Source organism: Chitinophaga fulva, assembly GCF_012927205.1.
GTDB classification, from domain to species: domain Bacteria; phylum Bacteroidota; class Bacteroidia; order Chitinophagales; family Chitinophagaceae; genus Chitinophaga; species Chitinophaga fulva.
Map to the genome: position 1 here is coordinate 1748652 of NZ_JABBGC010000001.1, position 22315 is coordinate 1770966.

General features: G+C 48.5%; 23 protein-coding genes. 22 read left to right on the forward strand and 1 reads right to left on the reverse strand.

Annotated elements, in window-relative coordinates:
• Window positions 1-4 precede the first annotated feature (4 nt).
• Window positions 5-442 carry a low molecular weight protein-tyrosine-phosphatase gene (locus HHL17_RS07350; protein WP_169224103.1) on the reverse strand — a complete coding sequence of 146 codons (438 nt, stop codon included), beginning with the start codon at window positions 440-442 and terminating at the stop codon, window positions 5-7.
• A 312-nt stretch (window positions 443-754) separates the two neighbouring features.
• Here HHL17_RS07350 and HHL17_RS07355 point away from each other — a divergent pair, with 312 nt between their 5' ends.
• The 22 genes from HHL17_RS07355 (at window position 755) to HHL17_RS07460 (ending at window position 22284) form a co-directional block, all read left to right on the forward strand.
• Complete coding sequence (locus tag HHL17_RS07355; RefSeq protein ID WP_206155930.1) at window positions 755-997, forward strand: hypothetical protein; 243 nt, start codon at window positions 755-757, stop codon at window positions 995-997.
• Window positions 998-1054: 57 nt separating this feature from the next.
• A complete protein-coding gene (locus HHL17_RS07360) occupies window positions 1055-1924 on the forward strand; it encodes a substrate-binding domain-containing protein (RefSeq protein WP_169224105.1) in 870 nt (289 codons plus the stop codon).
• 38 nt (window positions 1925-1962) lie between these two features.
• Window positions 1963-3717, forward strand: coding sequence for a tetratricopeptide repeat protein (locus HHL17_RS07365; protein WP_169224106.1), 1755 nt, complete (start codon window positions 1963-1965; stop codon window positions 3715-3717).
• A gap of 574 nt (window positions 3718-4291) precedes the next feature.
• Complete coding sequence (locus tag HHL17_RS07370; RefSeq protein ID WP_168870067.1) at window positions 4292-4687, forward strand: NADH-quinone oxidoreductase subunit A; 396 nt, start codon at window positions 4292-4294, stop codon at window positions 4685-4687.
• Between the two features lie 25 nt (window positions 4688-4712).
• Entirely contained in the window at window positions 4713-5276 is a 564-nt protein-coding gene (locus HHL17_RS07375; protein ID WP_078668889.1) for an NADH-quinone oxidoreductase subunit B, read from the forward strand.
• A gap of 42 nt (window positions 5277-5318) precedes the next feature.
• Window positions 5319-5834, forward strand: coding sequence for an NADH-quinone oxidoreductase subunit C (locus tag HHL17_RS07380; protein WP_169224107.1), 516 nt, complete (start codon window positions 5319-5321; stop codon window positions 5832-5834).
• Between the two features lie 11 nt (window positions 5835-5845).
• On the forward strand, window positions 5846-7066 hold the full coding sequence (locus HHL17_RS07385) for an NADH-quinone oxidoreductase subunit D (RefSeq protein WP_169224108.1): 1221 nt from the start codon (window positions 5846-5848) through the stop codon (window positions 7064-7066).
• 82 nt (window positions 7067-7148) lie between these two features.
• Window positions 7149-7646, forward strand: a complete 498-nt coding sequence (gene nuoE, locus HHL17_RS07390; protein ID WP_168870064.1) for an NADH-quinone oxidoreductase subunit NuoE — start codon at window positions 7149-7151, stop codon at window positions 7644-7646.
• Window positions 7646-7858, forward strand: coding sequence for a hypothetical protein (locus HHL17_RS07395; RefSeq protein ID WP_169224109.1), 213 nt, complete (start codon window positions 7646-7648; stop codon window positions 7856-7858). Before nuoE ends, HHL17_RS07395 begins: the two co-directional genes overlap by 1 nt.
• 67 nt (window positions 7859-7925) lie before the next feature.
• Window positions 7926-9290, forward strand: coding sequence for an NADH-quinone oxidoreductase subunit NuoF (gene nuoF / locus HHL17_RS07400; RefSeq protein WP_169224110.1), 1365 nt, complete (start codon window positions 7926-7928; stop codon window positions 9288-9290).
• A 95-nt stretch (window positions 9291-9385) separates the two neighbouring features.
• Window positions 9386-10474 (forward strand): 2Fe-2S iron-sulfur cluster-binding protein, encoded by a 1089-nt coding sequence (locus HHL17_RS07405; protein ID WP_169224111.1) that lies wholly within the window; start codon window positions 9386-9388, stop codon window positions 10472-10474.
• Between the two features lie 36 nt (window positions 10475-10510).
• Window positions 10511-11554: an NADH-quinone oxidoreductase subunit NuoH gene (gene nuoH, locus HHL17_RS07410; protein WP_206155931.1), complete on the forward strand. Its 1044-nt coding sequence runs from the start codon at window positions 10511-10513 to the stop codon at window positions 11552-11554.
• A gap of 51 nt (window positions 11555-11605) precedes the next feature.
• On the forward strand, window positions 11606-12112 hold the full coding sequence (nuoI, locus tag HHL17_RS07415) for an NADH-quinone oxidoreductase subunit NuoI (protein ID WP_169224112.1): 507 nt from the start codon (window positions 11606-11608) through the stop codon (window positions 12110-12112).
• Between the two features lie 55 nt (window positions 12113-12167).
• On the forward strand, window positions 12168-12662 hold the full coding sequence (locus HHL17_RS07420) for an NADH-quinone oxidoreductase subunit J family protein (RefSeq protein WP_169224113.1): 495 nt from the start codon (window positions 12168-12170) through the stop codon (window positions 12660-12662).
• 53 nt (window positions 12663-12715) lie between these two features.
• Window positions 12716-13033 carry an NADH-quinone oxidoreductase subunit NuoK gene (gene nuoK, locus HHL17_RS07425; RefSeq protein ID WP_168870058.1) on the forward strand — a complete coding sequence of 106 codons (318 nt, stop codon included), beginning with the start codon at window positions 12716-12718 and terminating at the stop codon, window positions 13031-13033.
• A gap of 54 nt (window positions 13034-13087) precedes the next feature.
• Complete coding sequence (nuoL, locus tag HHL17_RS07430) at window positions 13088-14983, forward strand: NADH-quinone oxidoreductase subunit L (RefSeq protein ID WP_169224114.1); 1896 nt, start codon at window positions 13088-13090, stop codon at window positions 14981-14983.
• Between the two features lie 33 nt (window positions 14984-15016).
• Window positions 15017-16432, forward strand: a complete 1416-nt coding sequence (locus tag HHL17_RS07435) for a complex I subunit 4 family protein (RefSeq protein ID WP_169224115.1) — start codon at window positions 15017-15019, stop codon at window positions 16430-16432.
• A 92-nt stretch (window positions 16433-16524) separates the two neighbouring features.
• Window positions 16525-17898: an NADH-quinone oxidoreductase subunit N gene (locus tag HHL17_RS07440; RefSeq protein WP_169224116.1), complete on the forward strand. Its 1374-nt coding sequence runs from the start codon at window positions 16525-16527 to the stop codon at window positions 17896-17898.
• 152 nt (window positions 17899-18050) lie between these two features.
• The gene (locus HHL17_RS07445; RefSeq protein ID WP_169224117.1) at window positions 18051-19328 is read left to right on the forward strand and encodes an ABC transporter permease; all 1278 of its coding nucleotides are present in this window, start codon (window positions 18051-18053) and stop codon (window positions 19326-19328) included.
• A 49-nt stretch (window positions 19329-19377) separates the two neighbouring features.
• Window positions 19378-20691, forward strand: a complete 1314-nt coding sequence (locus HHL17_RS07450) for a gluconate:H+ symporter (protein ID WP_169224118.1) — start codon at window positions 19378-19380, stop codon at window positions 20689-20691.
• Between the two features lie 19 nt (window positions 20692-20710).
• A complete protein-coding gene (locus HHL17_RS07455) occupies window positions 20711-21172 on the forward strand; it encodes a RidA family protein (protein ID WP_169224119.1) in 462 nt (153 codons plus the stop codon).
• Between the two features lie 11 nt (window positions 21173-21183).
• Window positions 21184-22284 carry a D-TA family PLP-dependent enzyme gene (locus tag HHL17_RS07460; protein ID WP_169224120.1) on the forward strand — a complete coding sequence of 367 codons (1101 nt, stop codon included), beginning with the start codon at window positions 21184-21186 and terminating at the stop codon, window positions 22282-22284.
• The last annotated feature ends 31 nt before the right edge of the window (window positions 22285-22315 follow it).

A 22315-nucleotide genomic window follows, 5' to 3' on the forward strand; every position in this document is an offset into this window, starting at 1 on the left:
GTGGTTATTGTTCCTGATCGGCGATGTCTTTACAGGCATCATAAATCAGTTGATATACGGGGGCAAAGAGTGCGTCATCGAACCAGGGGTCCGGCACGTCCTGATCATCTGCCAGCAGATGTCGTACTTTGGCCTTATCAGCTTCGCTACGGGCCTTTTTCAATACGTCCCGATGGTTATTATGGTCCATGACGTAGATGCGGTCAAACCGGTCAAAATCGGCCGTTTCAAACTGCCGGGCAGCGAGGCCGGAGATATCCACGCCCTGGCGGCGTGCTTCGCGGATGGCGCGATGGTCTGGCGAATGGCCTACATGCCAGTTGCCGGTACCGGCAGAGTCTATTTCCCAGTTCAGCCCCTTTTCTTGTGCAAGTTGCCGCATAATACCTTCCGCCAGGGGCGAGCGGCAGATATTACCAAGGCATACCATCAGTATCTTCATCGTTTCAGAGAATTGCGTATCAGCCCGCAAACCTACAAGTTATTATGGAAATGTTCATCTATTTGCATCTTTTAGTCAACAAAAGCAGTCCACCGGCTGATTTTGCTTCCCATACAGGGTGCAGAGATGTCAACTATAAACATCGGAAAATGATGAAATTTTAAATCAAAAAATTACAACATGTTGAAAAAATGCCTCAAATTGCGTTTCAATAAGCATCCGGTAAGGGTTTTGTAGCTTTTTTTTAACATTCCTCTAAAATTCCAGATTCCAGATTAAAAAATATTTTTTTGTATAATTGTAAATCGCAAGATGGAAATGCAAGACGAACAAACAAACAGGCTACCGGAAAACCGGTACAGACCTATGGGTGAACTGATAAGAGGTATCTTCTTTATACTTTTCGGGCTTTTCGCAATCTTCGCGGAAAAGCTGGGACTGGGTGAATTCCGTATATCCCCGCAATGGATGATGATATTAGGCATCGCGTTAATGCTTTATGGTCTTTTCAGGGTATATAATGGTATCAGGAAGTTATTTTTTAAAAGGAATTAAAGCGTGGAAGATATGTTTTTCAGGATTACTAAAAAGTATGCTGTATATTTAACAGCCTTGACATTACTACTGGCGGCCTGCAGCCCCAATCCTAATGCGAAAAAAGTGGATACCGCCACAGAAGGTGAAATACGTGTCAGTGTGGATGAAACGTATAAACCGCTGCTGGATTCAGAAATCAAGGTTTTTGAATCGTTGTATCCGAAGGCACATATCATTGCTTCCTACAAACCGGAAGCAGAGTGCTTTAAAGATCTTTTAAATGATAGTGCCCGCCTGATTATCGTGACACGCGATTTTAACGCTGCTGAACGTGATTACTTTAAGAAGATAAAGATCACACCACAAAGCCTGATGCTGGCGTGGGATGCGCTGGCATTGGTGGTGAATCACGCCAATCCTGATTCTATCCTCACGATGGACCAGGTGCGCGGCATCATGGACGGCACTAATAAAGATAGAAAATGGCAACTGGTGTTTGATAATGCCAACTCAAGCACCGTACGTTATATTCAGGATTCCATCAATAAAGGTAAACCTTTGCCAGCCAATACCATGGCAGCCAAGACTAACCCGGAAGTGATAGATTACGTCTCCAAAAACAAGGACGCAATCGGTGTGATAGGTGTGAGCTGGATCTCTGATCCCAGCGATTCACTGGCCCTTGCATTCACCAATAAGGTGTCCGTTGTAAAGCTGAGAGCGGATAATGGTTCGGAATTTGTATTGCCTTATCAGGCTTACATTGGTATCGGATCCTATCCATTAAAACGTGGCTTCTACTTTTGTCTGAAAGAGCCTTACCATGGTTTAGGCGCGGGATTTGCTACCTTCCTCGGTAGTTATGAGGGCCAACTCGTGATCAAACAGGCCCGCTTATTCCCGGCAAGATTGAACGTGGTATTCAGGGAAGCCAACCTTAAATAGTCAAAAAACACAACTAAAACTAAAAAACCAGATTGCAAATGAACAGACGGAAAAGTTTACTCGTAGCATTGCTGTGCGCCGCCTCCGGCAGTGTGATGGCTCAATCTGTGCAGGATGGATTGAAAGACCTGTATTATGGTAAAAACCTGTCCGCCAAACAGACTTTTGAGAAAGTAATTGCTGCGAAACCAACTGAAGACAAAGCTTATTATTACATGGGTATAGCACAACTCGCCATGGAAGACGTAGCCGGCGCTACTGCTACTTTCCAGAAGGGTTTGCAGGCCGTGCCAACTTCTGCTTTATTGCAGGCTGGCCTGGGCCGTATCGATCTGCTCAAAGGTGATGCTGCTGCCGCTAAAGCTAAATTTGAAGCTGCTACTGCTGCTACCCAGGGCCGTGATGGTGACGTAGCCCGTGCCATCGCTGATGCCAACACAGAAGTAAAAGGTGGTGACCGCGCTTATGCCCTCACTGTAATGGACAAGCTCCTGAACAACGAAGGCCGTAAGAAAAAAGACATGTACACCGCTACTGCGGCTGACTATATCGAACAAGGTGACGCCTACCGTTACCTCGGCGGTGAAAACGGTGGTAAAGCCATTGCTGCTTACGAAAAAGCACTGGAAGTGGACGCCAACAGCGCTGAAGCCGTGATGAAACAAGGCCTCGTAAACTACAACGCGAGACTGAAAGCGGAAGCAGTGGCCGACTGGACCAAAGCTACCAATATGGACCCGAACTATGCTCCTGCTTTCAATGAGCTGTTCCTGTTCTATACTACTCCGAAAAAAGATCAGCTGTCATGGGAAAAAGCCGCTGAATACCTGGAGAAATACATGGCGATCGCTGACCCCGCAGATAAAACCAAAAATGAATACCTGGCTGCTTCCGTAGCGTTCTTCAAAAAAGACTACGATGGCGCTATCAACAAGGGTAAAGCTGCGATGGGAACTGCCAATGAATTCTACAAAAACAAGTTCAGCCTGCTGGTAGGTGATGCTTACCTGCAGAAAGGCGACTCCCTGAGCGCGAAAAAAGTAATGGATGATTATGTACAGGCTGCTGGTGTAGGCAAACTGGACTCCAGCGACTACAAACTGCTGAGCACCATCTACCTCCGCCTGAAATCTTCTGATTCCGCTACACAGAACCAGTACACAGACAAAGCGCTGGGTTACCTGGAAAAATTCGCTTCTTCCACTACCGCTAAAGATCCTGAGACTTACACCCAGATCGCTGACGCGCTGCAATCTGCGAGAAAATTCGAACAGGCAGGTGACTGGTATGAAAAAGCGAATGAACTGCGCCTTGCCAATAAAGAGCAACTGGGTGCCAGGGACTATTTCAACGTAGGTATCAACTATTACTACGCTGGTGTGAACGTAACTCCTTACGACACCGCACTGATTAATAAATCAGATGTCGCATTCCAGAAAGTGATCGATGTGAAACCAGAACTGGGCACCGGTTACTACTGGAGAGGCCGTGCTAACTTCGCGAAAGATCCGCAGGCGCAGTCAGGCGTAGCCAAACCTTTCTATGATAAATACATAGAAATCACTGAGCCGCTGGGCCCAGAGAAAAACAAACCCACGCTGACTTTCGCTTACACCTACGAGCTGTTGTACTACTACTTCAAGGAAGACAAAGCTAACGTAGCGATATGGGCTGATAAACTGGCTGCTATCGACCCGAATAACGTAACTGTTAAACAGGTAAGAGAAAATATGGCCAGCCGCGAAAAAGCTGCTGCTAAGCCTGCTGCTAAACCAGCTACCAACAAAAAATAACATTAACTGCTTGTCATAAAAAAGCCTCGGGCCATTTCTGGTCCGGGGCTTTTTATTGGGCCTATAAATACCCCGTGCCGGAAATTTAATATGCGAATTTGCTGTCAAATTGGCGCTTTTATCTTCCCGCAGGGTATTTTTCGGAACTGGGGGCAGCTGCCGGCGGGGAAAGGATGACCGGCAGCCAGGCTGATAGGAGTGGGCGCAGCAGGGTATTGAGGGGACAAAGATCGCTGTTGCTGAGGGCAGCCCTACTTATCATCGATCCAAACAGTCGGTCAGCAGCCAGTTCTTGACAAAATGACTGACGGACTGCGGTGTAAACAACGTATTTATATTTATGTAAATTGTTATATCTAACTGTTAATCAGTACCCTACTTCGCCATTCATTGTGTAAAAAACACAAAAAGGCCTTAAATGCTTGCTTCCGGCGGATGAGCCGATAGTTGCCGGAATGGTTTCCATGGTTTCCGGTTGGCAAAAAAAGATAATATTTTAACGACTAAATAGATTTGATATTTGGTTTAGTTACAGTATTTTTGCGAATTCGGACAATGTTTTATCGGGAAGCTTATGTATACAGACACTGTATTTTTGTCAGCAACGACTACTCCTTTTAGCTATTTCCCTATAGTACTGCAATTACTTGCTGCTTTAGGATTTGTTGGGATCACTATGCTAGCCACTCACTTTTTGGGTCCCAAGCGTAAAACAAGCGATAAGCTTATTAACTTTGAAAGTGGAATTGAGCAGCGCGGCAACGCGAGGCAGCCGGTGGCTATCAAGTACTTCCTGACAGCCATTCTCTTTGTCTTGTTTGATGTGGAAGTGATCTTTTTCTACCCGTATGCTGTTAATTTCAAGTCGCTGGGTTGGGAAGGATTTGTTGCTGTGTTGATGTTTGTGGGCTTCTTCCTGTGTGGGTTCATCTACATTGTGAAGAAAGGCGCCCTGAAGTGGGAAGACTAATCTTAAACCTTTAAATCTTAATCCAATGGCTCGTCCGGTTCAATATAATACCAATGTGAAGATGGTGGAAATCCCTGAGGGATATTCCGGTGAAGGGTTTTATGCCACCTCATTTGATAAGGCCATCGGTCTGGCGCGTAAAAACTCCATCTGGCCTTTACCATTTGCCACCTCCTGCTGTGGTATTGAATTTATGGCCACTATGGCTGCTACTTACGATCTGGCACGTTTCGGTGCAGAACGTATGGCATTTACCCCGCGTCAGTGCGACCTGCTGATGGTAATGGGCACCATTTCCAAAAAGATGGGCCCTATCGTTCGTCAGGTATACCTGCAGATGGCTGAGCCACGCTGGGTAATGGCAGTAGGCGCCTGCGCCTGCAGCGGTGGCATTTTTGATACTTACTCTGTTTTACAAGGAATTGACCAGGTGATTCCGGTAGATGTGTATGTTCCGGGATGTCCTCCCAGACCAGAAGGCATCATCGACGGTTTCATGAAAATACAGCAGTTGGTGGGCAATGAAAGCCTGCGTCGCCGTAACTCCGACCGTTATAAAGAACTGATGGAGTCTTACGGTATCAAATAAGGTGTGAATGGTAACTTGTAACTCGTAAATCACTTATTGTTAATGTCTTTAACAAACGAACGCATACAACAACGCCTGACGGAGAAGTTCGGGGATGTACTGACCGGTTTTGAAGAGCCGTTTGGAATGCTCACCTTCACCGCGCAGAAAGATTATAACCTGAAAGTAATGCAATTCCTGTTTGATGATGAGGAATTGCGTTTTCGTTTTCTGACAGACATCACAGCGGTACACTATCCCGAACGTAAAGGGGAGGAGCTGTGCGTGGTATATCACCTGCACAACTTCGTGGACAATGTACGGCTGCGCCTTAAAGTATATACACCGGTGGCGTCACCGAAAGTATTTACCGCTACCAGCCTGTATGAATCTGCCAACTGGATGGAGCGCGAAACCTATGATTTCTTCGGGGTGGATTTTGTAGGGCATCCTAACCTGATCCGTGTCCTCAACGTGGATGAAATGACCTATTTCCCCATGCGCAAGGAGTTCCCGCTGGAAGATCCCATGCGTACCGACAAAGACGACGAAATGTTTGGCAGGGGCGGTCACTTTTAATCAATTAGGCTATGTTAGACCAGAAACAACATATAAAACTGCCGGAAGGCTCCATAGAGAAAAATACGACCACACTGAACCTGGGTCCTACCCATCCGGCTACACACGGCGTATTCCAGAATATTCTGGAAATAGATGGCGAAAGAGTAGTGAGCGCAGTATCCACTGTAGGATACATCCACCGCGCATTTGAGAAGATCGCAGAACGCCGTCCATACTACCAGATCACTCCGCTCACAGACAGGCTCAACTATTGCTCTGCCCCCATCAACAACATGGGTTGGATCATGACCGTGGAAAAGCTGCTGGGACTGGAAATTCCCAAACGTGTTGACTACCTGCGGGTGATCATCATGGAGCTGGCCCGTATCGCAGACCACCTGATCTGTAGCGCGGTAATGGGGGTGGATACTGGTGCATTGACCGGTTTCGTGTACCTCATGACCTACCGTGAACTGATATACGAAATTTACGAAGAGATATGCGGTTCCCGTCTGACGACCAACATCGGTCGTATTGGCGGTTTTGAAAGAAACTTCACACCGGCTGCTTTCGAGAAAATTGAACGTTTCCTGAAAGAGTATCCGGCTGCCCTGACAGAATTTGAAACCCTGCTGACCCGTAACCGTATCTTCATGGAACGTACACAGGGAGTAGGCGCCATCAGCGCAGAAAGAGCCATGAGCTACGGCTTCACCGGCCCTAACCTGAGAGCTGCCGGCGTAGATTACGACGTGCGCATCGCCAGTCCGTACTCCTCTTACCAGGATTTCGATTTCTCCATACCTGTCGGTACTACCGGCGACTGCTACGACCGTTATCAGGTACGTAACGCAGAAATGTGGGAAAGCATCAGCATCATCCGTCAGGCAATGGACAAACTGAAAGGCTTACCGGACGACGTATACCATGCGGACGTTCCGGCTTACTACCTGCCTGACAAAAAAGATGTTTATACAAAAATGGAAGCACTCATCTATCACTTTAAAATCGTGATGGGTGAAACAGATATACTGCCCGGCGAAGTGTACCACTCCGTAGAAGGAGCGAACGGTGAACTGGGCTTCTACCTGATCAGTGATGGTGGCCGCAGCCCTTACCGGTTGCACTTCCGCCGTCCCTGCTTTATCTACTATCAGGCTTATCCTGAACTGATCAAAGGCGCTATGTTGAGCGATGCTATCGTGTGTATGAGTAGCCTTAACCTGATTGCCGGTGAACTGGATGCATAGTAGTACCTGTCCTTGCGGGTACTATTTGTTTTTATGATAGCGTCTAAAGAATAAAATAAGCTTACTTAAATATAATTTTTTAATGGCTGTGGTTCAATTTTCTGAAGAGAAACTGAATAAAGTAAAAGAGATCATCGCACGCTACCCGGAAGGGAAGCAGAAGAGTGCGCTGATACCTGTGCTGCATCTGGCACAGGAGGAATTTGGCGGTTGGCTGAGTGCAGAAACGATGGACTATGTTGCAGGCATACTGCAGATAACGCCCATTGAAGTATACGAAGTGGCCACTTTCTACAGCATGTTCAACCTGAAGCCGGTAGGCAAATACCTGTTTGAAGTATGTCAGACAGGCCCCTGCATGGTAAGTGGTTCGGATCAGATCATTGACTATATTAAGAACAAACTGGGTATCGGTGTAGGTGAAACTACGCCTGATGGCATGTTTACCCTTAAAACGGTAGAATGTCTCGGTGCCTGCGGTTATGCGCCCATGATGCAATTGGGTAAACATTTCCGTGAACACCTGACCCCTGCCAAAGTGGATGAGATCATCGCGGAATGCAGGGCAAAAGCTAATTGATGCATCAGCAAAAAAGTATCGTCATGCGTATTGGTTCATTACTTTATCAGCACCGCCAGACTATCATCGAAGCGGGATTGTTGATGGCAGCACTGGCAGGTCTGTGGCGGGTGAACAACTGGTTCCTCTCCTTTATCTGCGGCGTAGCCTCCGGATACCTGTTTTTCCGGCTGGCGGAACGTGTAGCGCAGCACCGGATACGCAAGGCATAAAAGATATATCATACAAATCTGTTGATGGTGCTGGTTTACCCATCACCATTAAACCATAAGGAAGACAATGGGACGCAAATTACTGTTAGACAAAGCACATATAGAAGGTATCCGGTATTACGACACTTACCGGGCTAACGGCGGTTATGCTGCGGCAGAAAAAGCCCTGAAATCCATGGGCGCTGAAGCTGTAGTGGAAGAAGTAAAGAAGAGCGGCCTGAGAGGTCGTGGTGGCGCTGGTTTCCCTACCGGCCTGAAATGGAGCTTCATCGCCAAACCGGAAGGTGTTCCGCGTTACCTCGTTTGCAATGCGGACGAATCAGAACCGGGCACATTCAAAGACCGTTACCTGATGGAGTTCATCCCTCACCTGCTGGTAGAAGGGTTGCTGATCTCCAGCTTCGCCCTGGGCGCTAACAGAGCATACATCTACATCCGTGGCGAATACGCCTGGATCCCGGATATCCTGGAACAAGCGATCGCTGAAGCTAAAAACAAAGGCTGGCTGGGAAAAAACATCCTCGGTACCGGCTATGATCTTGAAATATTTGTACAACGCGGCGCCGGTGCTTATATCTGCGGTGAAGAAACAGCCCTGCTGGAATCACTGGAAGGTAAACGCGGCAACCCCCGTATCAAACCTCCGTTCCCGGCTGTAAAAGGTCTGTGGGGATGCCCTACGGTGGTAAACAATGTGGAAACCATTGCTGCTGTGGTACCCATCATTAACATCGGTGGCGATGAATATATCAAATTCGGTATTGGTAAATCTACCGGTACCAAACTGATCTCTGCCTGTGGTAATATCAATAAACCCGGCGTATACGAGATCGAAATGAACATCTCCGTAGAAGAATTTATTTACTCTGACGAATACTGTGGAGGCATCAAAGGTGGCAAACGCCTGAAAGCCTGCATCCCCGGCGGTTCTTCCGTACCGGTGCTGCCGGCCAACCTGCTGTTGAAAACGGCGAAGGGCGAGACCCGTATGATGACCTACGAAAGCCTTAACGATGGCGGTTTTGCAACCGGCTCTATGTTAGGTTCCGGTGGTTTTATCGTGATGGACGAAGACCAGTGTATTGTACGCAATACCCTCACTTTCGCCCGTTTCTACCACCACGAAAGCTGCGGCCAGTGCAGCCCTTGCCGTGAAGGTACAGGCTGGATGAAAAAAGTGCTGCACAATATCGAATACGGAAAAGGTAAGATGAGTGATATCGACCTGTTGTGGGATATTCAACGGAAAATAGAAGGCAATACTATCTGTCCGCTCGGCGACGCCGCCGCATGGCCGGTAGCTGCTGCCATCCGTCATTTCCGCGACGAATTTGAATGGCATGTGAAACATCCTGATGAGGCGCTGACCCGAAACTTCGGATTGGCACACTATGCTGATCCGCTGCCTGCACCGGCTCCGGCTGCTGTGTAAGAAGCGTCCGATTCACTGAACAGTCAATACACAAATAATCATTAAAATTTGCTGCCCGCTGCGATGCAGTACCGACAGCAAAAAATATATCCAAGATGGCGGAGGAAAAAAAATTATTCAAGGTTAAGATCGATAACATCTCCGTGGAGGTCGAACCTGGTACTACAATACTGAATGCGGCCCGGTCGATAGGTGGAGATGTGGTACCGCCGGCTATGTGCTACTATTCCAAGCTGCAGGGCAGCGGTGGTAAATGCCGTACCTGCCTGGTAAAGGTAACCAAAGGCTCCGAGGCTGACCCGCGCCCGATGCCTAAACTGGTGGCCAGCTGCCGTACTACTGTCATGGATGGTATGGAAGTGGCTAACATCACTTCTCCGGAAGTACAGGAAGCCCGTAAAGGCGTGGTGGAATTCCTGCTGCTCAATCACCCGCTGGACTGCCCCGTTTGCGACCAGGCCGGTGAATGTGACCTGCAGAACCTGAGCTATGAACACGGCGCTGAAGCTACCCGCTACGAATTCAAACGCAGAACTTTCGATAAAATCGACATCGGCGACAAGATACAGCTGCATATGACCCGCTGTATCCTCTGCTACCGCTGCGTATTCACTGCTGACCAGCTCACTGAAAAACGTGAACACGGCATTCTCGGCCGTGGTGATGCGTCAGAAATCAGCACCTATATCCATCAGTCACTCGACAATAACTTTATCGGCAACGTGATCGACGTTTGCCCGGTAGGCGCCCTCACCGATAAAACCTTCCGGTTCAAAAACCGTGTATGGTTCCTCAAACCGATGGATGCCCACCGTCACTGCGAAGACCCGAAATGCTGCGGTAAAACCGTACTGTGGATGCGTGGTGATGAAGTGTTCCGCGTAACTGCCCGTAAAGACAAATACGGCGAAGTGGAAGACTTTATCTGCGATACCTGCCGTTTCGATAAAAAAGAAAAATCAGACTGGATCATCGAAGGCCCCCGTAAAATAGACCGTCACAGTGTTATTTCCCAGGGCCATTACGTGAATACCGTTAAACCGAAAGATCCGCTGGTGGAAGTACTGGACGGAAGACAGCCTAAACTGCTGTTCGATATCCACTCCACAAGTGAGGTGAACCGGCCGGAAATAGATCTTTCTAAGATCGAAGGTCCTGCCCATTCGGACGATTTTAATAAGTAAGCATCGTATTCGTAATTCGTAATTCGTAATTGGAAAATGACGTTATTAAGCATAGACTGGTTTTTTATTCTTGAAAAAATACTGCTGATATCCGCAGTATTGGTGCTGTCACTCGTAGTGGCCATGTACTCTACCTGGGGCGAAAGAAAGGTGGCTGCCTGGATCCAGGACCGTCTCGGCCCGAACCGCGCTGGTCCGATGGGACTGTTGCAACCGCTGGCGGATGGTGGTAAACTCTTCTTCAAGGAAGAGATCATCCCTACCAACTCCAACCGGTTCCTCTTTATCCTCGGTCCGTCTGTCGCCATGATGGTGGCCTGTATGACCAGCGCCGTTATTCCCTGGGGTGATACCCTGACTATCGCGGGCCATCCGGTGTCCCTGCAGGTGGCAGACGTTAACATCGGCATCCTGTTCATCTTTGGTGTGCTGAGCGTAGGCGTGTATGGTATTATGATCGGTGGCTGGGCTTCCAACAACAAATACTCCCTGCTGGCATCTGTAAGGGCTGCCTCCCAGATCATCTCCTACGAGCTGCCGATGGGCCTGGCGCTGATCGCGCTGCTGATGCTGACCGGTACGCTGAGCCTGAAAGAGATCGTGGAACAACAACGCCATGATTACTGGAACGTAGTATACCAGCCGCTGGGCTTCTTTATCTTCCTGGTAACTGCTTTTGCTGAAACGAACCGTGCTCCTTTTGACCTGCCGGAAGCAGAAAACGAGCTGAATGGTGGCTACCACCTGGAATATTCTTCCATGAAACTGGGCTTTTATCTCTTTGCAGAATATATCAACATGTTCGTCAGCTCCGCGCTGATGGCCACTATGTACTTCGGCGGATATGCTTTTCCGGGTATGGACAGCCTGGGCGTTAGTCCCAACCTGCTCACTATCCTGGGCTTCCTGGCGTTGTTCGTGAAGATACTGGTGTTTATATTCTTCTTTATGTGGGTACGGTGGACGGTCCCAAGGTTCCGTTATGATCAGCTGATGCGTCTGGGCTGGAGAGTGATGATTCCGCTGGCACTGGCTAATATGCTGATTACCGGTGCTGTTGTACTGGCCCGTCAACACTAATTTTTATCCGTTAATTTATACACACCACGGTGTGGACTAAATAAAGCATTTATGCAAGCATTAACAAACAGGGCAAAACCGGTGGACCGCAGTCCATTAACCTTCCTGGAAAAAATGTATGTTCCTGCCATCGCCAAGGGTATGGGCATCACCTTCAAGCATATATTCAAACGGAAAGCTACCGTTAGCTTTCCTGAACAGCGGCGTCAGTTCAGCCCGGTATTCCGTGGATTACACGTATTGAACCGGGACGAAGAAGGCCGTGAAAGATGCACCGCCTGTGGCCTGTGCGCGGTAGCCTGCCCTGCAGAAGCTATCACGATGGAAGCTGCGGAAAGAAAACCGGGAGAAGAGCACCTGTATCGTGAAGAGAAATATGCTGCCCGGTATGAGATCAACATGCTGCGTTGTATTTTCTGCGGATTCTGTGAAGAGGCTTGTCCCAAAGATGCGATCTATATGTCTGAAACCTTCGCGCCGTCCAACTATCAGCGTAAAGGCTTCATTTACGGAAAGCAGGACCTGTTGATCCCTGATCCGAAACAACAGTCCAAATAATTATTCACAATACGCATAAGCTAAAAATACATAGTCAAACATAGCAGAGATGGGAATGAGTATACAACAAATAATTTTCATGGTGCTTTCAGTCATCGCCCTGGTTTCGGCGCTGGGCGTAGTATTGAGTAAGAATCCCGTGACGAGCGTATTGTGTCTGATCGTAACCTTCTTTACCATTGCAGGGCATTACATTATGCTGAACGCCCAGTTCCTGGCGGTAGTGCATATCATCGTATATGCCGGCGCTATCATGGTATTGTTCCTTTATGTGATGATGCTGATGAACCTGAACGCAGAGCTGGAGCCTCAGAAGCGCAACTGGCTGAAATATGCCGGCGCTATCAGCGGCGGTGCTTTGCTGGTGGTATTGGTAGCCGCCCTGCGCGATGCCAGCATGCCGGCTATCAGCACGGAAGCGAGCGAAATGGGGTTGATCAAAAATCTCGGCCAGCTGTTGTTCACACAATATGTGGTACCGTTTGAAGTGAGCAGCATCCTGTTCCTCAGCGCCATGGTAGGTGCCGTTGTTATCGGTAAAAAAGACTAAACAAACGGATAACCTTTTCGTTATTCGTCATTTGTAATTCGTAATTCATTTTTATGCCTGTTCAATATTACATATTCCTGAGTATCGCCCTGTTCTGCATTGGTGTGATGGGGGTGCTGATGCGCCGTAATGCCATCATCATTTTTATGTGCATAGAGCTGATGCTGAATGCAGTAAACCTGTTGCTGGTAGCATTTTCCAAAATGTGGGCAGATGCGGGAAGAGTAGATGCGGGATCAGCGCAATTGTTTGTATTCTTTATTATGGTGGTGGCTGCTGCCGAAGTCGCAGTAGGTCTGGCTATCATTACAATGGTCTACAGAAACACACACTCAGTAGATATAAACATTCTTAACAGGCTGAAAAATTAATAATTCATCCTCTTTAATTATTAATTGTTTCGACGTCGTAAATAGAATTGATAAATGATTAAACTAGTTTGGCTGGTACCATTTTTACCATTATTGGGTTTCCTGGTAAATGGTTTGGGGCGCAGATTTTTATCCAAGTCCCTGGTAGGGTTTATCGGAAGCGGCACCGTACTGGCTTCCTTTGTGGTGAGCTTATTAGCATTTTTTGAAGTAAAAGCCCCGGGATTTCAGGCACAGGTGGTACACCTGTTTAACTTCATTTCCGTTGGCAGCCTGCATATTCCTTTCGCATTCCAGGTAGATCAACTGAGTGCGTTATTTCTTCTGATCATCACCGGTGTGGGCACCCTCATCCACATTTACTCCACTTCCTACATGCATGATGAAAGCGATGAGAGCTTTGCGAGATATTTCGCTTACCTCAACCTTTTCGTGTTTTCCATGCTGATACTGGTGCTCGGCGCCAACTATGTGATGATGTTCATCGGATGGGAAGGTGTTGGTCTCTGTTCTTATCTGTTAATCGGATTCTGGTTTAAAAACACCAGCTATAATAATGCTGCCAAGAAAGCATTTGTGATGAACCGTATCGGTGACCTCGGTTTCCTGCTCGGGATCTTCTTCATGATCATGCAGTTTGGCACCGTTACTTTCCCCGACGTATTTGCGAAAGCAGCGCCGCTGGGCATGAACAACCCCACGCTGGCTGCTATCGCCATGCTGCTGTTTGTAGGCGCCATGGGTAAATCAGCACAGATACCGCTGTATACCTGGCTGCCCGATGCGATGGCCGGTCCAACCCCGGTATCCGCCCTCATCCACGCTGCTACGATGGTGACTGCCGGTATCTATATGATTGCCCGCAGCAACGTGATCTACACACTGGCACCAGCTATCCAGACTGTAGTGGCGGTGATTGGTATTGCTACTGCGCTGTTTGCCGCTTCTATTGCACTGAAACAAAACGATATTAAGAAAGTACTGGCTTACTCTACGGTGAGCCAGCTGGGATATATGTTCCTTGCACTGGGCGTAGGGGCTTACTCTGCTGCCGTATTCCACGTGATGACGCATGCTTTCTTCAAAGCGCTGTTGTTCCTTGGTTCCGGCTCTGTTATCCACGCCATGGGCGGTGAGCAGGATATCCGTAAAATGGGCGGCCTGAAAAAGTACATGCCTACCACTAACTGGACATTCCTCGTAGGTTGCCTGGCCATTGCCGGTATCCCTGGTTTATCCGGCTTCTTCTCCAAAGATGAAATCCTGGCCAGCGCTTACGCTCACAACCCTGTGCTGTATGCACTGGGACTGATTGGCGCGCTGATGACCGCTTTCTATATGTTCCGCCTGTACTACATCACTTTCTCCGGAAAGTTCCGTGGTACACACGAACAGGAACACCACCTGCATGAAAGCCCTTCCCCGATCACTATTCCGCTGATCATCCTGGCGATACTGTCTGTGTTCGGCGGTTATGTGGGCCTGCCGGAAGTATTTGGTAAAAACCTGCTGGCAGAATACCTGTCACCGGTGTTTGCACCTTCTGCTCCTTTTGTGGCAGAACATCATCTGTCCCACGGCACCGAATGGATGCTGATGGGCCTGAGCAGCGTACTGGTTATTGTCTTTATCCTGATAGCCCGTCAGAAATTCGCGGCTTATGAAGATACCGGCAAAGAAAATACAGGTGTGGCGAAAGTGCTGGAAAACAAATGGTATATCGATGAGCTGTATGATGCTATCATCGTAAAACCATTACAGGAGCTTTCCCGTTTCTTCCGTGACACTGTTGAAAAAGCAGGTATCGATAAACTGGTAAATGGTGTTGGCCGCAGCGTTCAGTGGAGCAGCCAGCAAATCCGCCTGGTACAGAGCGGGCAGGTAGGTTTCTACATCTTTGCCATGGTAATCGGTATGATCGTATTATTTGTGATCGGATTCTTATTATAAACCAATAGCGGAAGTTACAAGCGCAGATAAATTATGTTGACAGTTTTATTAATACTGATTCCTTTCATAGCGGGCCTGATCGCATTCGGCCTGAAGGGGTCCGGGCCAAAGGTGCTGGGCATGATTGCGTCCCTGGCGTCGGTAGCCACAGCCATCGGAACCGTGTGCACGCTGCATGCCGATCCGAAAAAGCTTTCTTTTGTTACCAATTGGATACCTCAGCTGGGAAGCCAGTTCAGGGTAGGCCTGGATGGTATGGGCACCATGCTGTGCTTGTTGACAGCCATTGCCTTCCTCCTGGTTTTTATCACCATCTATAACCGCGACATCGAAAGGCCTAACAGCTTTTACGGACTGATGTTGCTTTCTCAGGCCGGCCTGGTGGGTGTTTTCACCGCCTTCGACGCCCTGCAGTTTTATGTATTCTGGGAACTGGCGCTGATACCGGTATATTTTCTCTGCTCTATGTGGGGCGGCGAAAAACGTATACCCGTTACGTTTAAGTTCTTCGTTTATACGTTCCTCGGTTCCCTGTTAATGCTGGTAGGTATCATCTACCTGTATTTCCAGACCCCGGACCATTCCTTTAGCTGGACATCCTTCACCAGCCTGCAGCTGAGCATGGGTGACCAGAAATGGCTGTTCTGGCTGTTCTTTGTGGCATTCGCCATCAAGATGCCGGTGTTCCCGTTCCATACCTGGCAGCCGGACACTTACGAGCAATCACCTACTCCGGTGACCATGATCCTCTCTGGTGTAATGGTGAAAATGGGCTTGTTTGGCGTACTGCGCTGGCTCGTACCGGTATTGCCGGAAGGTGCCGCCATGTGGACAGACGTAGCCATCGTACTGTCTATCATCGGTATTATCTACGCTTCCTGCATCGCCATGGTACAGAGCGACCTGAAACGGTTGATCGCTTACTCTTCCATTGCGCACATCGGTTTGATGAGCGCCGCTATTTTTGCGCATAACGAACAAGGCACACAAGGGGTATTACTCCAGATGTTCAACCACGGTATCAACATTATCGGGTTGTGGATTATCGTGGAAGTGATACAGAACCGCCTCGGTGTGAAGAATATGGACCAGATGGGTGGTATCGCCCGCAAGGCACCCCGGATGGCTATCTTCCTCGTTATCATCAGCCTGGCGAACATTGGGTTACCGCTTACCAACGGGTTTATCGGTGAGTTCCTGATGTTCAGCGGCCTGTTCCAGTACAATCACTGGTTCATGGCATTTGCCGGATTAGGTATCATCCTCGCTGCAGTTTATACGTTGAATATGATTCAGAAAGTGATATTCGGTGAAGGCAATACCCTGACAGACACCACTACCGACCTGCAACCCGGCGAAACGGTGGCATTAAGCCTGGTAGTGATCATGATCTTCGTATTGGGTGTTTATCCGCAACCGATGCTGGATCTGGTTAGCAAGGTATTTTAAGATTTGGGTATTTTGATATTTACTCATTTAAATAACTAAATATCAAAATATTAAAATCAGAAAATTTTAAATGGGTTTTGTAACGAAACAATATGAATGCACTAATTTCTACTGCTTTATCGGGCGTTGTTCTGATGTTTGTCGGTTTATTTGTACGCAATAAGCAGCATATTAAATTTTACGCCATCGCGGCCATCATCATATCATTTATAGCCAACCTGGCATTGTATCCTACAGTGCAGCTGGGCAGCTATATCCAATTTGGTATGATTGAAGTATCAAAGTTCAGTGTGTTGTTTAATGCAGTGGCTTTAGGTGCAACCCTAATATATTTCCTGTTATCGGGGAAGGAGTTTGAAAAAGTAGGTGAACATGTGGGAGACTACTTCGCCCTGATCTTCTTCATACTGGCAGGTATTACGCTGGCCTCTTCCTTCAGCAACCTGCTGATGTTGTTCCTGGCCATCGAGATCATGTCTATTCCACAGTATGTACTGGCGGGGGCCGACCGTAAAAGCCTGAAAAGCAATGAGGCGTCCCTGAAATACTTCCTGATGGGCGCTTTCTCTACCGGTATCCTCCTGATGGGCATCACCCTGATCTATGGAGCCGCCGGGACCTTTAATATCGCTGAGCTTGGGCTGGGTGCAGACCCGGTACATCCGCTGGCTTTGTGCGGTATTATCCTGATGGCATTTGCGCTCGCTTTCAAAGTATCCGCAGTACCGTTCCACTTCTGGACACCTGACGTATATGATGGCTCTCCTACCGTATTTACCTCTTTCATGGCTACTGTGGTGAAAGCCGGTGGTTTTGTGGCTTTCCTGCGGATGTTCCATGTGGCCTTCGCCGGTGGCGCCGTAAGCCATCACTGGACGTTGATCCTGTCTATCATCACTGCCGCTACCCTGATCCTGGGTAACTTCAGCGCAGTGTTCCAGCAGAGCGTAAAAAGGATGCTGGCTTACTCCAGTATTGCGCAGGCAGGTTTCATGTTGTTTGCCGTTATCGCTGTCAACCAGTTCGCCACACAAGGCATTATCCTGTATGCAGCGGCCTATAGCCTCGCTACTATCGGTGTATTTGCCGTGCTGATGAAACTGAAGGACTATACTTTCGAAGGATTTAATGGCCTTGCCCGTAAGCAGCCGCTGCTGGCGCTGGCAACGACCATCTTCCTGTTCTCGCTGGCCGGTATCCCGGTAACAGCGGGTTTCTTCGCTAAATACTTTGTACTGTCTGCCGCTATTCAGCATGGTCACCTCCTGTGGCTGGTGATTGTGGGCGTACTGTGTGCCGCGATCAGCGTATACTACTATTTCCGCGTCATCATGGCGATGTACTTCAAACAGGGTGATCCGGAAGTAGAACCGATTTCCGGTGGCTTCAGGGCGGCGCTGGTGCTGACCATCATCCTGGTATTGGTACTGGGCCTGTGCCCCAGCCTGCTGATTGGCTGGCTGTAAGATCGCTACAAGACAAATTTTTTCCATAGACAAAGGAAACGGCCAGGCCGTTTCCTTTGTCATTTATAGCCCCCATGACCGCTCAAACGACATAGTCCACGTTCCCTCACTTTTTATTTTGTGCCTGTCTGAACTTCCATTAACTTTATTATATGCGGTTTTTAGATATATTTTCCCTTGCTTATCGTTCCGTGAGTGGCAACAGACTACGCACGGGTCTTACAGTTTCCATTATTGCTGTAGGTATCACCGTACTGGTGGGCATTTTAACGGCCATCGACAGTATGAAAAACAGTATTTACTCCAGCTTCGCCAGCATGGGGGCCAACAGTTTTTCCCTCCGGAACCGCGACATGCAGGTGCATATCGGGAATGACGGGGATAAAGCTTCCAAGGGCAATAAAAACCAGAAAAAGGTCAGGAAATCCATCAGTAATAAGCCCATCTCTTACCAGGAGGCGCTGGCATTTAAAGAGAGATATCATTTCCCTGCCACCGTGAGCCTGAACTTCAGGGCGAGCGGCATTGCCACTGTCTATAAAGATGATAAGAAAACGAACCCCAATGTGACCGTTATCGGCGGTGACGAAAGTTATCTCGATATCTCCAACTATACCATTCGTGACGGCCGCAATTTTAACGCACTGGACGTGTCGTCCGGGCGCAATGTGGCCATTTTGGGTAAAGATGTGGCGGAGAAACTGTTCGGCCGTAAGCTGAAGAACGTGGTGAATAATACCATTCGCGTGGGCGATGTGCGTTACCGCGTGATTGGCGTGCTGGAAAGTAAAGGCAGCAGCAACCTGATGAGTGCAGATAACGTGGTGATTACTACGGTCAACAATACACGAAGAATTTTCAACCGGCCCAATGCGTCTTATCAGATAGGCGTGGCCGTGAAAGATATCAAACAGATGGAGGCTGCTCAGGGAGAGGCCATTGGCACCTTCCGCGTAGTACGCCAGCTGGCCCTGAACGATGAAGATAACTTCACACTGAGTAAGAGCGATAGTATTGCAGAGATGCTGTTCCAGAGTTTAGGGACAGTGAACTTATTTGCGGTGGCCATTGCAGCGATTACGCTTTTCGGCTCCGCTATCGGGCTGATGAACATCATGTTAGTGTCTGTGGCCGAAAGAACACGTGAAATAGGTGTTACGAAAGCTTTGGGCGCTACCAGTAAGACCATCCGCAAACAATTCCTCTACGAAGCCATCATCATCAGCACCATGGGAGGCCTCTTCGGCGCCCTGGCGGGCATGTTGCTGGGCAATATCGTGTCCATATTACTGAAATCTTCTTTTGTCATACCCTGGGCGTGGATTTTAGTCGGCATAGCCCTCTGTGCTGCCGTAGGCCTGGTTTCCGGCATTTATCCCGCTTATAAGGCCTCTAAACTCGACCCAATTATCGCTTTGCGTTACGAGTAGAATTCCCGGAATCAATTTGTTATCTTGTTCTTTCCAAAAGAAAGAACGTATGCCATTATTGATCGTTATTGCTGCTATTCTCCTGCTGGTGGTACTGGTTACCTGGTGTAAGATAAATACCTTCCTGTCTTTCCTGATAGTTTCCCTGCTCATGGGATTGGCCCTGCGTATGGAGATAGGGCAAATTACCCAATCCATCCAAACCGGTATCGGCAAAACATTAGGCTCACTGATTGTGGTGATTGTTTGCGGTAGTATGCTGGGCAAACTGGTGGCCGAAAGTGGCGCTGCACAGCGGATCGCCGGTGGACTGATGCGTTTGCTCGGGCCACGTTATATCCAATGGTCGCTGATGCTGACGGGCTTTATTGTTGGTATACCGCTGTTTTATAACATCGGGTTTGTATTGATGGTACCGCTGATATTTACAGTCGCTGCGCAGACACGTCTGCCGGCGGTGTATCTGGGTATTCCAATGCTCGCCTCCCTGTCTGTTACCCATGGCTATCTGCCACCGCATCCTTCTCCTACCGCATTAGTGCAGCAGTTTCATGCCAGTATGGGGCTTACCCTGCTGTATGGCATTTTGCTCGCGATACCGGCTATTATCCTGGCGGGACCGGTATTTTCGCGGTACCTGAAAAAATATACTACTGAACCCGGAAAAATGTTTGTGGCGCCGCCAATGCCGGAAGCGGAGCTGCCGGGTATGATGTCCAGTTTGTTTGCCGCGATGCTGCCGGTGCTGCTGCTGGCGATAACAGCAATGTTGAAATTATGGTTGCCTGCTGGTCAACTGCCATATAAGATGGTCACCTGGCTGGGTGATCCTTTGATCGTGATGTTGCTGGCGGTGTTGAACGGCATATACCTGCTGGGTGTTCGCCGCGGTGTGCCTTCCAAAAAATTACTGGGCCTGATGGACGATGCCGTGAAAGATATAGCGGTGATCATCCTGATCATCGGCGGTTCGGGAGCGCTCACACAACTGCTGCATGACAGCAAGGTGAGTGAATATATCGCAGCCACGCTGCAGGGCATGCACATGCATCCGTTAATACTGGCATGGGGCATTGCGGCTATCATACGCGTGTGTATTGGATCCGCTACAGTAGCGGGGCTTACCACAGCGGGCATCGTGGCGCCACTGATCGCTGCCTCCGGCGTAAATCCCAACCTGATGGTGCTGGCTACCGGCGCCGGCAGCCTGATGTTTTCGCATGTCAATGATGCCGGCTTCTGGATGTTCAAGGAATACTTTAACTTGTCTGTGAAAGATACGATCAAAACATGGTCAGTGATGGAAACCATCGTTTCGGTAACAGGACTTATCGGTAGTTTGCTGCTGAGCATGATTGTCTAACGTAAACCAATAAACGAAAATGACACCGACTGAAAATTTTAAGGCATTGCGTCTTACGCTTCCGCCGGCGCCTGCGCCGCTGGGTGTTTACAAGCCGCTGCTGATAGATGGAAAACATGTGTATGTTTCGGGTCATGGTACCGTACAGGACAACGGTAGCCTGATCATTGGCCGTATAGGGAAGGACCTTACGCAGGAAGAAGGTAAACTGGCGGCAAGACAGGTAGGACTGGCTATCCTCTCCACGCTGGTAACTAACCTGGGTAGCCTCGATAAAATCAAAAGAGTCATCAAAGTATTGGGAATGGTAAACTGTGTACCGGAATTTGAGCATCATCCTTATATCATCAACGGCTGCAGTGAACTGTTTGCCGCGGTATGGGGACAGGAGAACGGCGTAGGGGTACGCAGTGCTGTTGGTTTCGGTTCGCTGCCGGATAATATTCCCGTAGAAATAGAAGCACTATTTGAATTGCATTAATGATATAACCAATGGAATGGTATCAACTTCAAAACCCTGAACAGGTGGACTCACCGGCGCTGCTGGTGTATAAAGACAGGATCAAACAAAACATCGATCTGTTAAAAAATATGATTGATGATATACAACGGTTACGCCCACACGTAAAGACCAGTAAGATTGCGGAGGTGGTACAACTGGTACAGGCTATCGGAATACAGAAGTATAAATGTGCTACTATCGCTGAAGCAGAAATGCTGGGCATGGTAAAAGCCAAAGACGTATTGTTGGCTTATCAGCCGGTAGGCCCCAAGATAGCGCGTTTGTTGCAACTGGTACAGCAGTATCCGGATACCGATTTTGCCTGCCTGGTAGATAATAAAGCTGCCGGAGAAGCTATCAGCCGATTGTTTGAAGCAGCTGGCCGTCAGCTGCGGGTGTACATTGATCTCAACGTAGGCATGAACCGTACCGGTATTAAACCGGAGGCGGCACTGGAACTATACCAGTACCTGTATACGTTGCCGGGCATACGACCGGTAGGTATACACGTGTATGATGGTCATCTGCATGACACGGACATGGCTATACGTAAAAAACGTTGTGACGAAGCGTACGGACCGGTGCCTGTATTACAACATGCTATTGTGGCCAGTGGATTGCCTGAACCGGTGATCGTGGCCGGCGGTTCTCCCACCTTTCCTATACATGCTGCCAGACCGGTGATTGAATGCAGTCCGGGTACTTTTGTTTTCTGGGATTGGGGCTATGGAAAAAATCTTCCGGAACAACCATTCCAGTGGGCTGCATTGGTATTATCGAGAGTTGTTTCTGTTATTGATGATCAGCTGTTATGCCTTGATCTCGGACATAAATCTGTAGCGGCGGAAAATCCGCAGCCACGGGTGCATTTCCTGAATGTGCCAGACGCACAACCCGTATCTCAGAGTGAAGAACACCTGGTGCTCAGAGTGGCAGATACTGCTGCTTATCCGGTGGGTACAACATTTTATGGTGTGCCACTGCATATTTGTCCTACCGTGGCGTTGTATGAACGCGCCTACGTGGTGGAAGATAACGTGTGTACAGGCACCTGGAAGGTGATCGCGAGAGACAGGACCATCACTCACTAAATGTATTTTTTGGGGATAATAAAAAAGGCCG

What these genes read in the sequence shown, in the direction of transcription:
- HHL17_RS07435 (WP_169224115.1), top strand. Translation starts at nt 15,017, where the DNA reads ATGTTGACAGTTTTATTAATACTGATTCCTTTCATAGCGGGCCTGATC.
- nuoF (WP_169224110.1), top strand. Translation starts at nt 7,926, where the DNA reads ATGGGACGCAAATTACTGTTAGACAAAGCACATATAGAAGGTATCCGG.
- HHL17_RS07405 (WP_169224111.1), top strand. Translation starts at nt 9,386, where the DNA reads ATGGCGGAGGAAAAAAAATTATTCAAGGTTAAGATCGATAACATCTCC.
- HHL17_RS07395 (WP_169224109.1), top strand. Translation starts at nt 7,646, where the DNA reads ATGCATCAGCAAAAAAGTATCGTCATGCGTATTGGTTCATTACTTTAT.
- nuoH (WP_206155931.1), top strand. Translation starts at nt 10,511, where the DNA reads ATGACGTTATTAAGCATAGACTGGTTTTTTATTCTTGAAAAAATACTG.
- HHL17_RS07455 (WP_169224119.1), top strand. Translation starts at nt 20,711, where the DNA reads ATGACACCGACTGAAAATTTTAAGGCATTGCGTCTTACGCTTCCGCCG.
- HHL17_RS07440 (WP_169224116.1), top strand. Translation starts at nt 16,525, where the DNA reads ATGAATGCACTAATTTCTACTGCTTTATCGGGCGTTGTTCTGATGTTT.
- nuoL (WP_169224114.1), top strand. Translation starts at nt 13,088, where the DNA reads ATGATTAAACTAGTTTGGCTGGTACCATTTTTACCATTATTGGGTTTC.
- HHL17_RS07385 (WP_169224108.1), top strand. Translation starts at nt 5,846, where the DNA reads ATGTTAGACCAGAAACAACATATAAAACTGCCGGAAGGCTCCATAGAG.
- HHL17_RS07365 (WP_169224106.1), top strand. Translation starts at nt 1,963, where the DNA reads ATGAACAGACGGAAAAGTTTACTCGTAGCATTGCTGTGCGCCGCCTCC.
- HHL17_RS07445 (WP_169224117.1), top strand. Translation starts at nt 18,051, where the DNA reads ATGCGGTTTTTAGATATATTTTCCCTTGCTTATCGTTCCGTGAGTGGC.
- nuoI (WP_169224112.1), top strand. Translation starts at nt 11,606, where the DNA reads ATGCAAGCATTAACAAACAGGGCAAAACCGGTGGACCGCAGTCCATTA.
- nuoK (WP_168870058.1), top strand. Translation starts at nt 12,716, where the DNA reads ATGCCTGTTCAATATTACATATTCCTGAGTATCGCCCTGTTCTGCATT.
- HHL17_RS07350 (WP_169224103.1), bottom strand. Translation starts at nt 442, where the DNA reads ATGAAGATACTGATGGTATGCCTTGGTAATATCTGCCGCTCGCCCCTG.
- HHL17_RS07420 (WP_169224113.1), top strand. Translation starts at nt 12,168, where the DNA reads ATGAGTATACAACAAATAATTTTCATGGTGCTTTCAGTCATCGCCCTG.
- HHL17_RS07460 (WP_169224120.1), top strand. Translation starts at nt 21,184, where the DNA reads ATGGAATGGTATCAACTTCAAAACCCTGAACAGGTGGACTCACCGGCG.
- HHL17_RS07380 (WP_169224107.1), top strand. Translation starts at nt 5,319, where the DNA reads ATGTCTTTAACAAACGAACGCATACAACAACGCCTGACGGAGAAGTTC.
- nuoE (WP_168870064.1), top strand. Translation starts at nt 7,149, where the DNA reads ATGGCTGTGGTTCAATTTTCTGAAGAGAAACTGAATAAAGTAAAAGAG.
- HHL17_RS07375 (WP_078668889.1), top strand. Translation starts at nt 4,713, where the DNA reads ATGGCTCGTCCGGTTCAATATAATACCAATGTGAAGATGGTGGAAATC.
- HHL17_RS07450 (WP_169224118.1), top strand. Translation starts at nt 19,378, where the DNA reads ATGCCATTATTGATCGTTATTGCTGCTATTCTCCTGCTGGTGGTACTG.
- HHL17_RS07355 (WP_206155930.1), top strand. Translation starts at nt 755, where the DNA reads ATGGAAATGCAAGACGAACAAACAAACAGGCTACCGGAAAACCGGTAC.
- HHL17_RS07370 (WP_168870067.1), top strand. Translation starts at nt 4,292, where the DNA reads ATGTATACAGACACTGTATTTTTGTCAGCAACGACTACTCCTTTTAGC.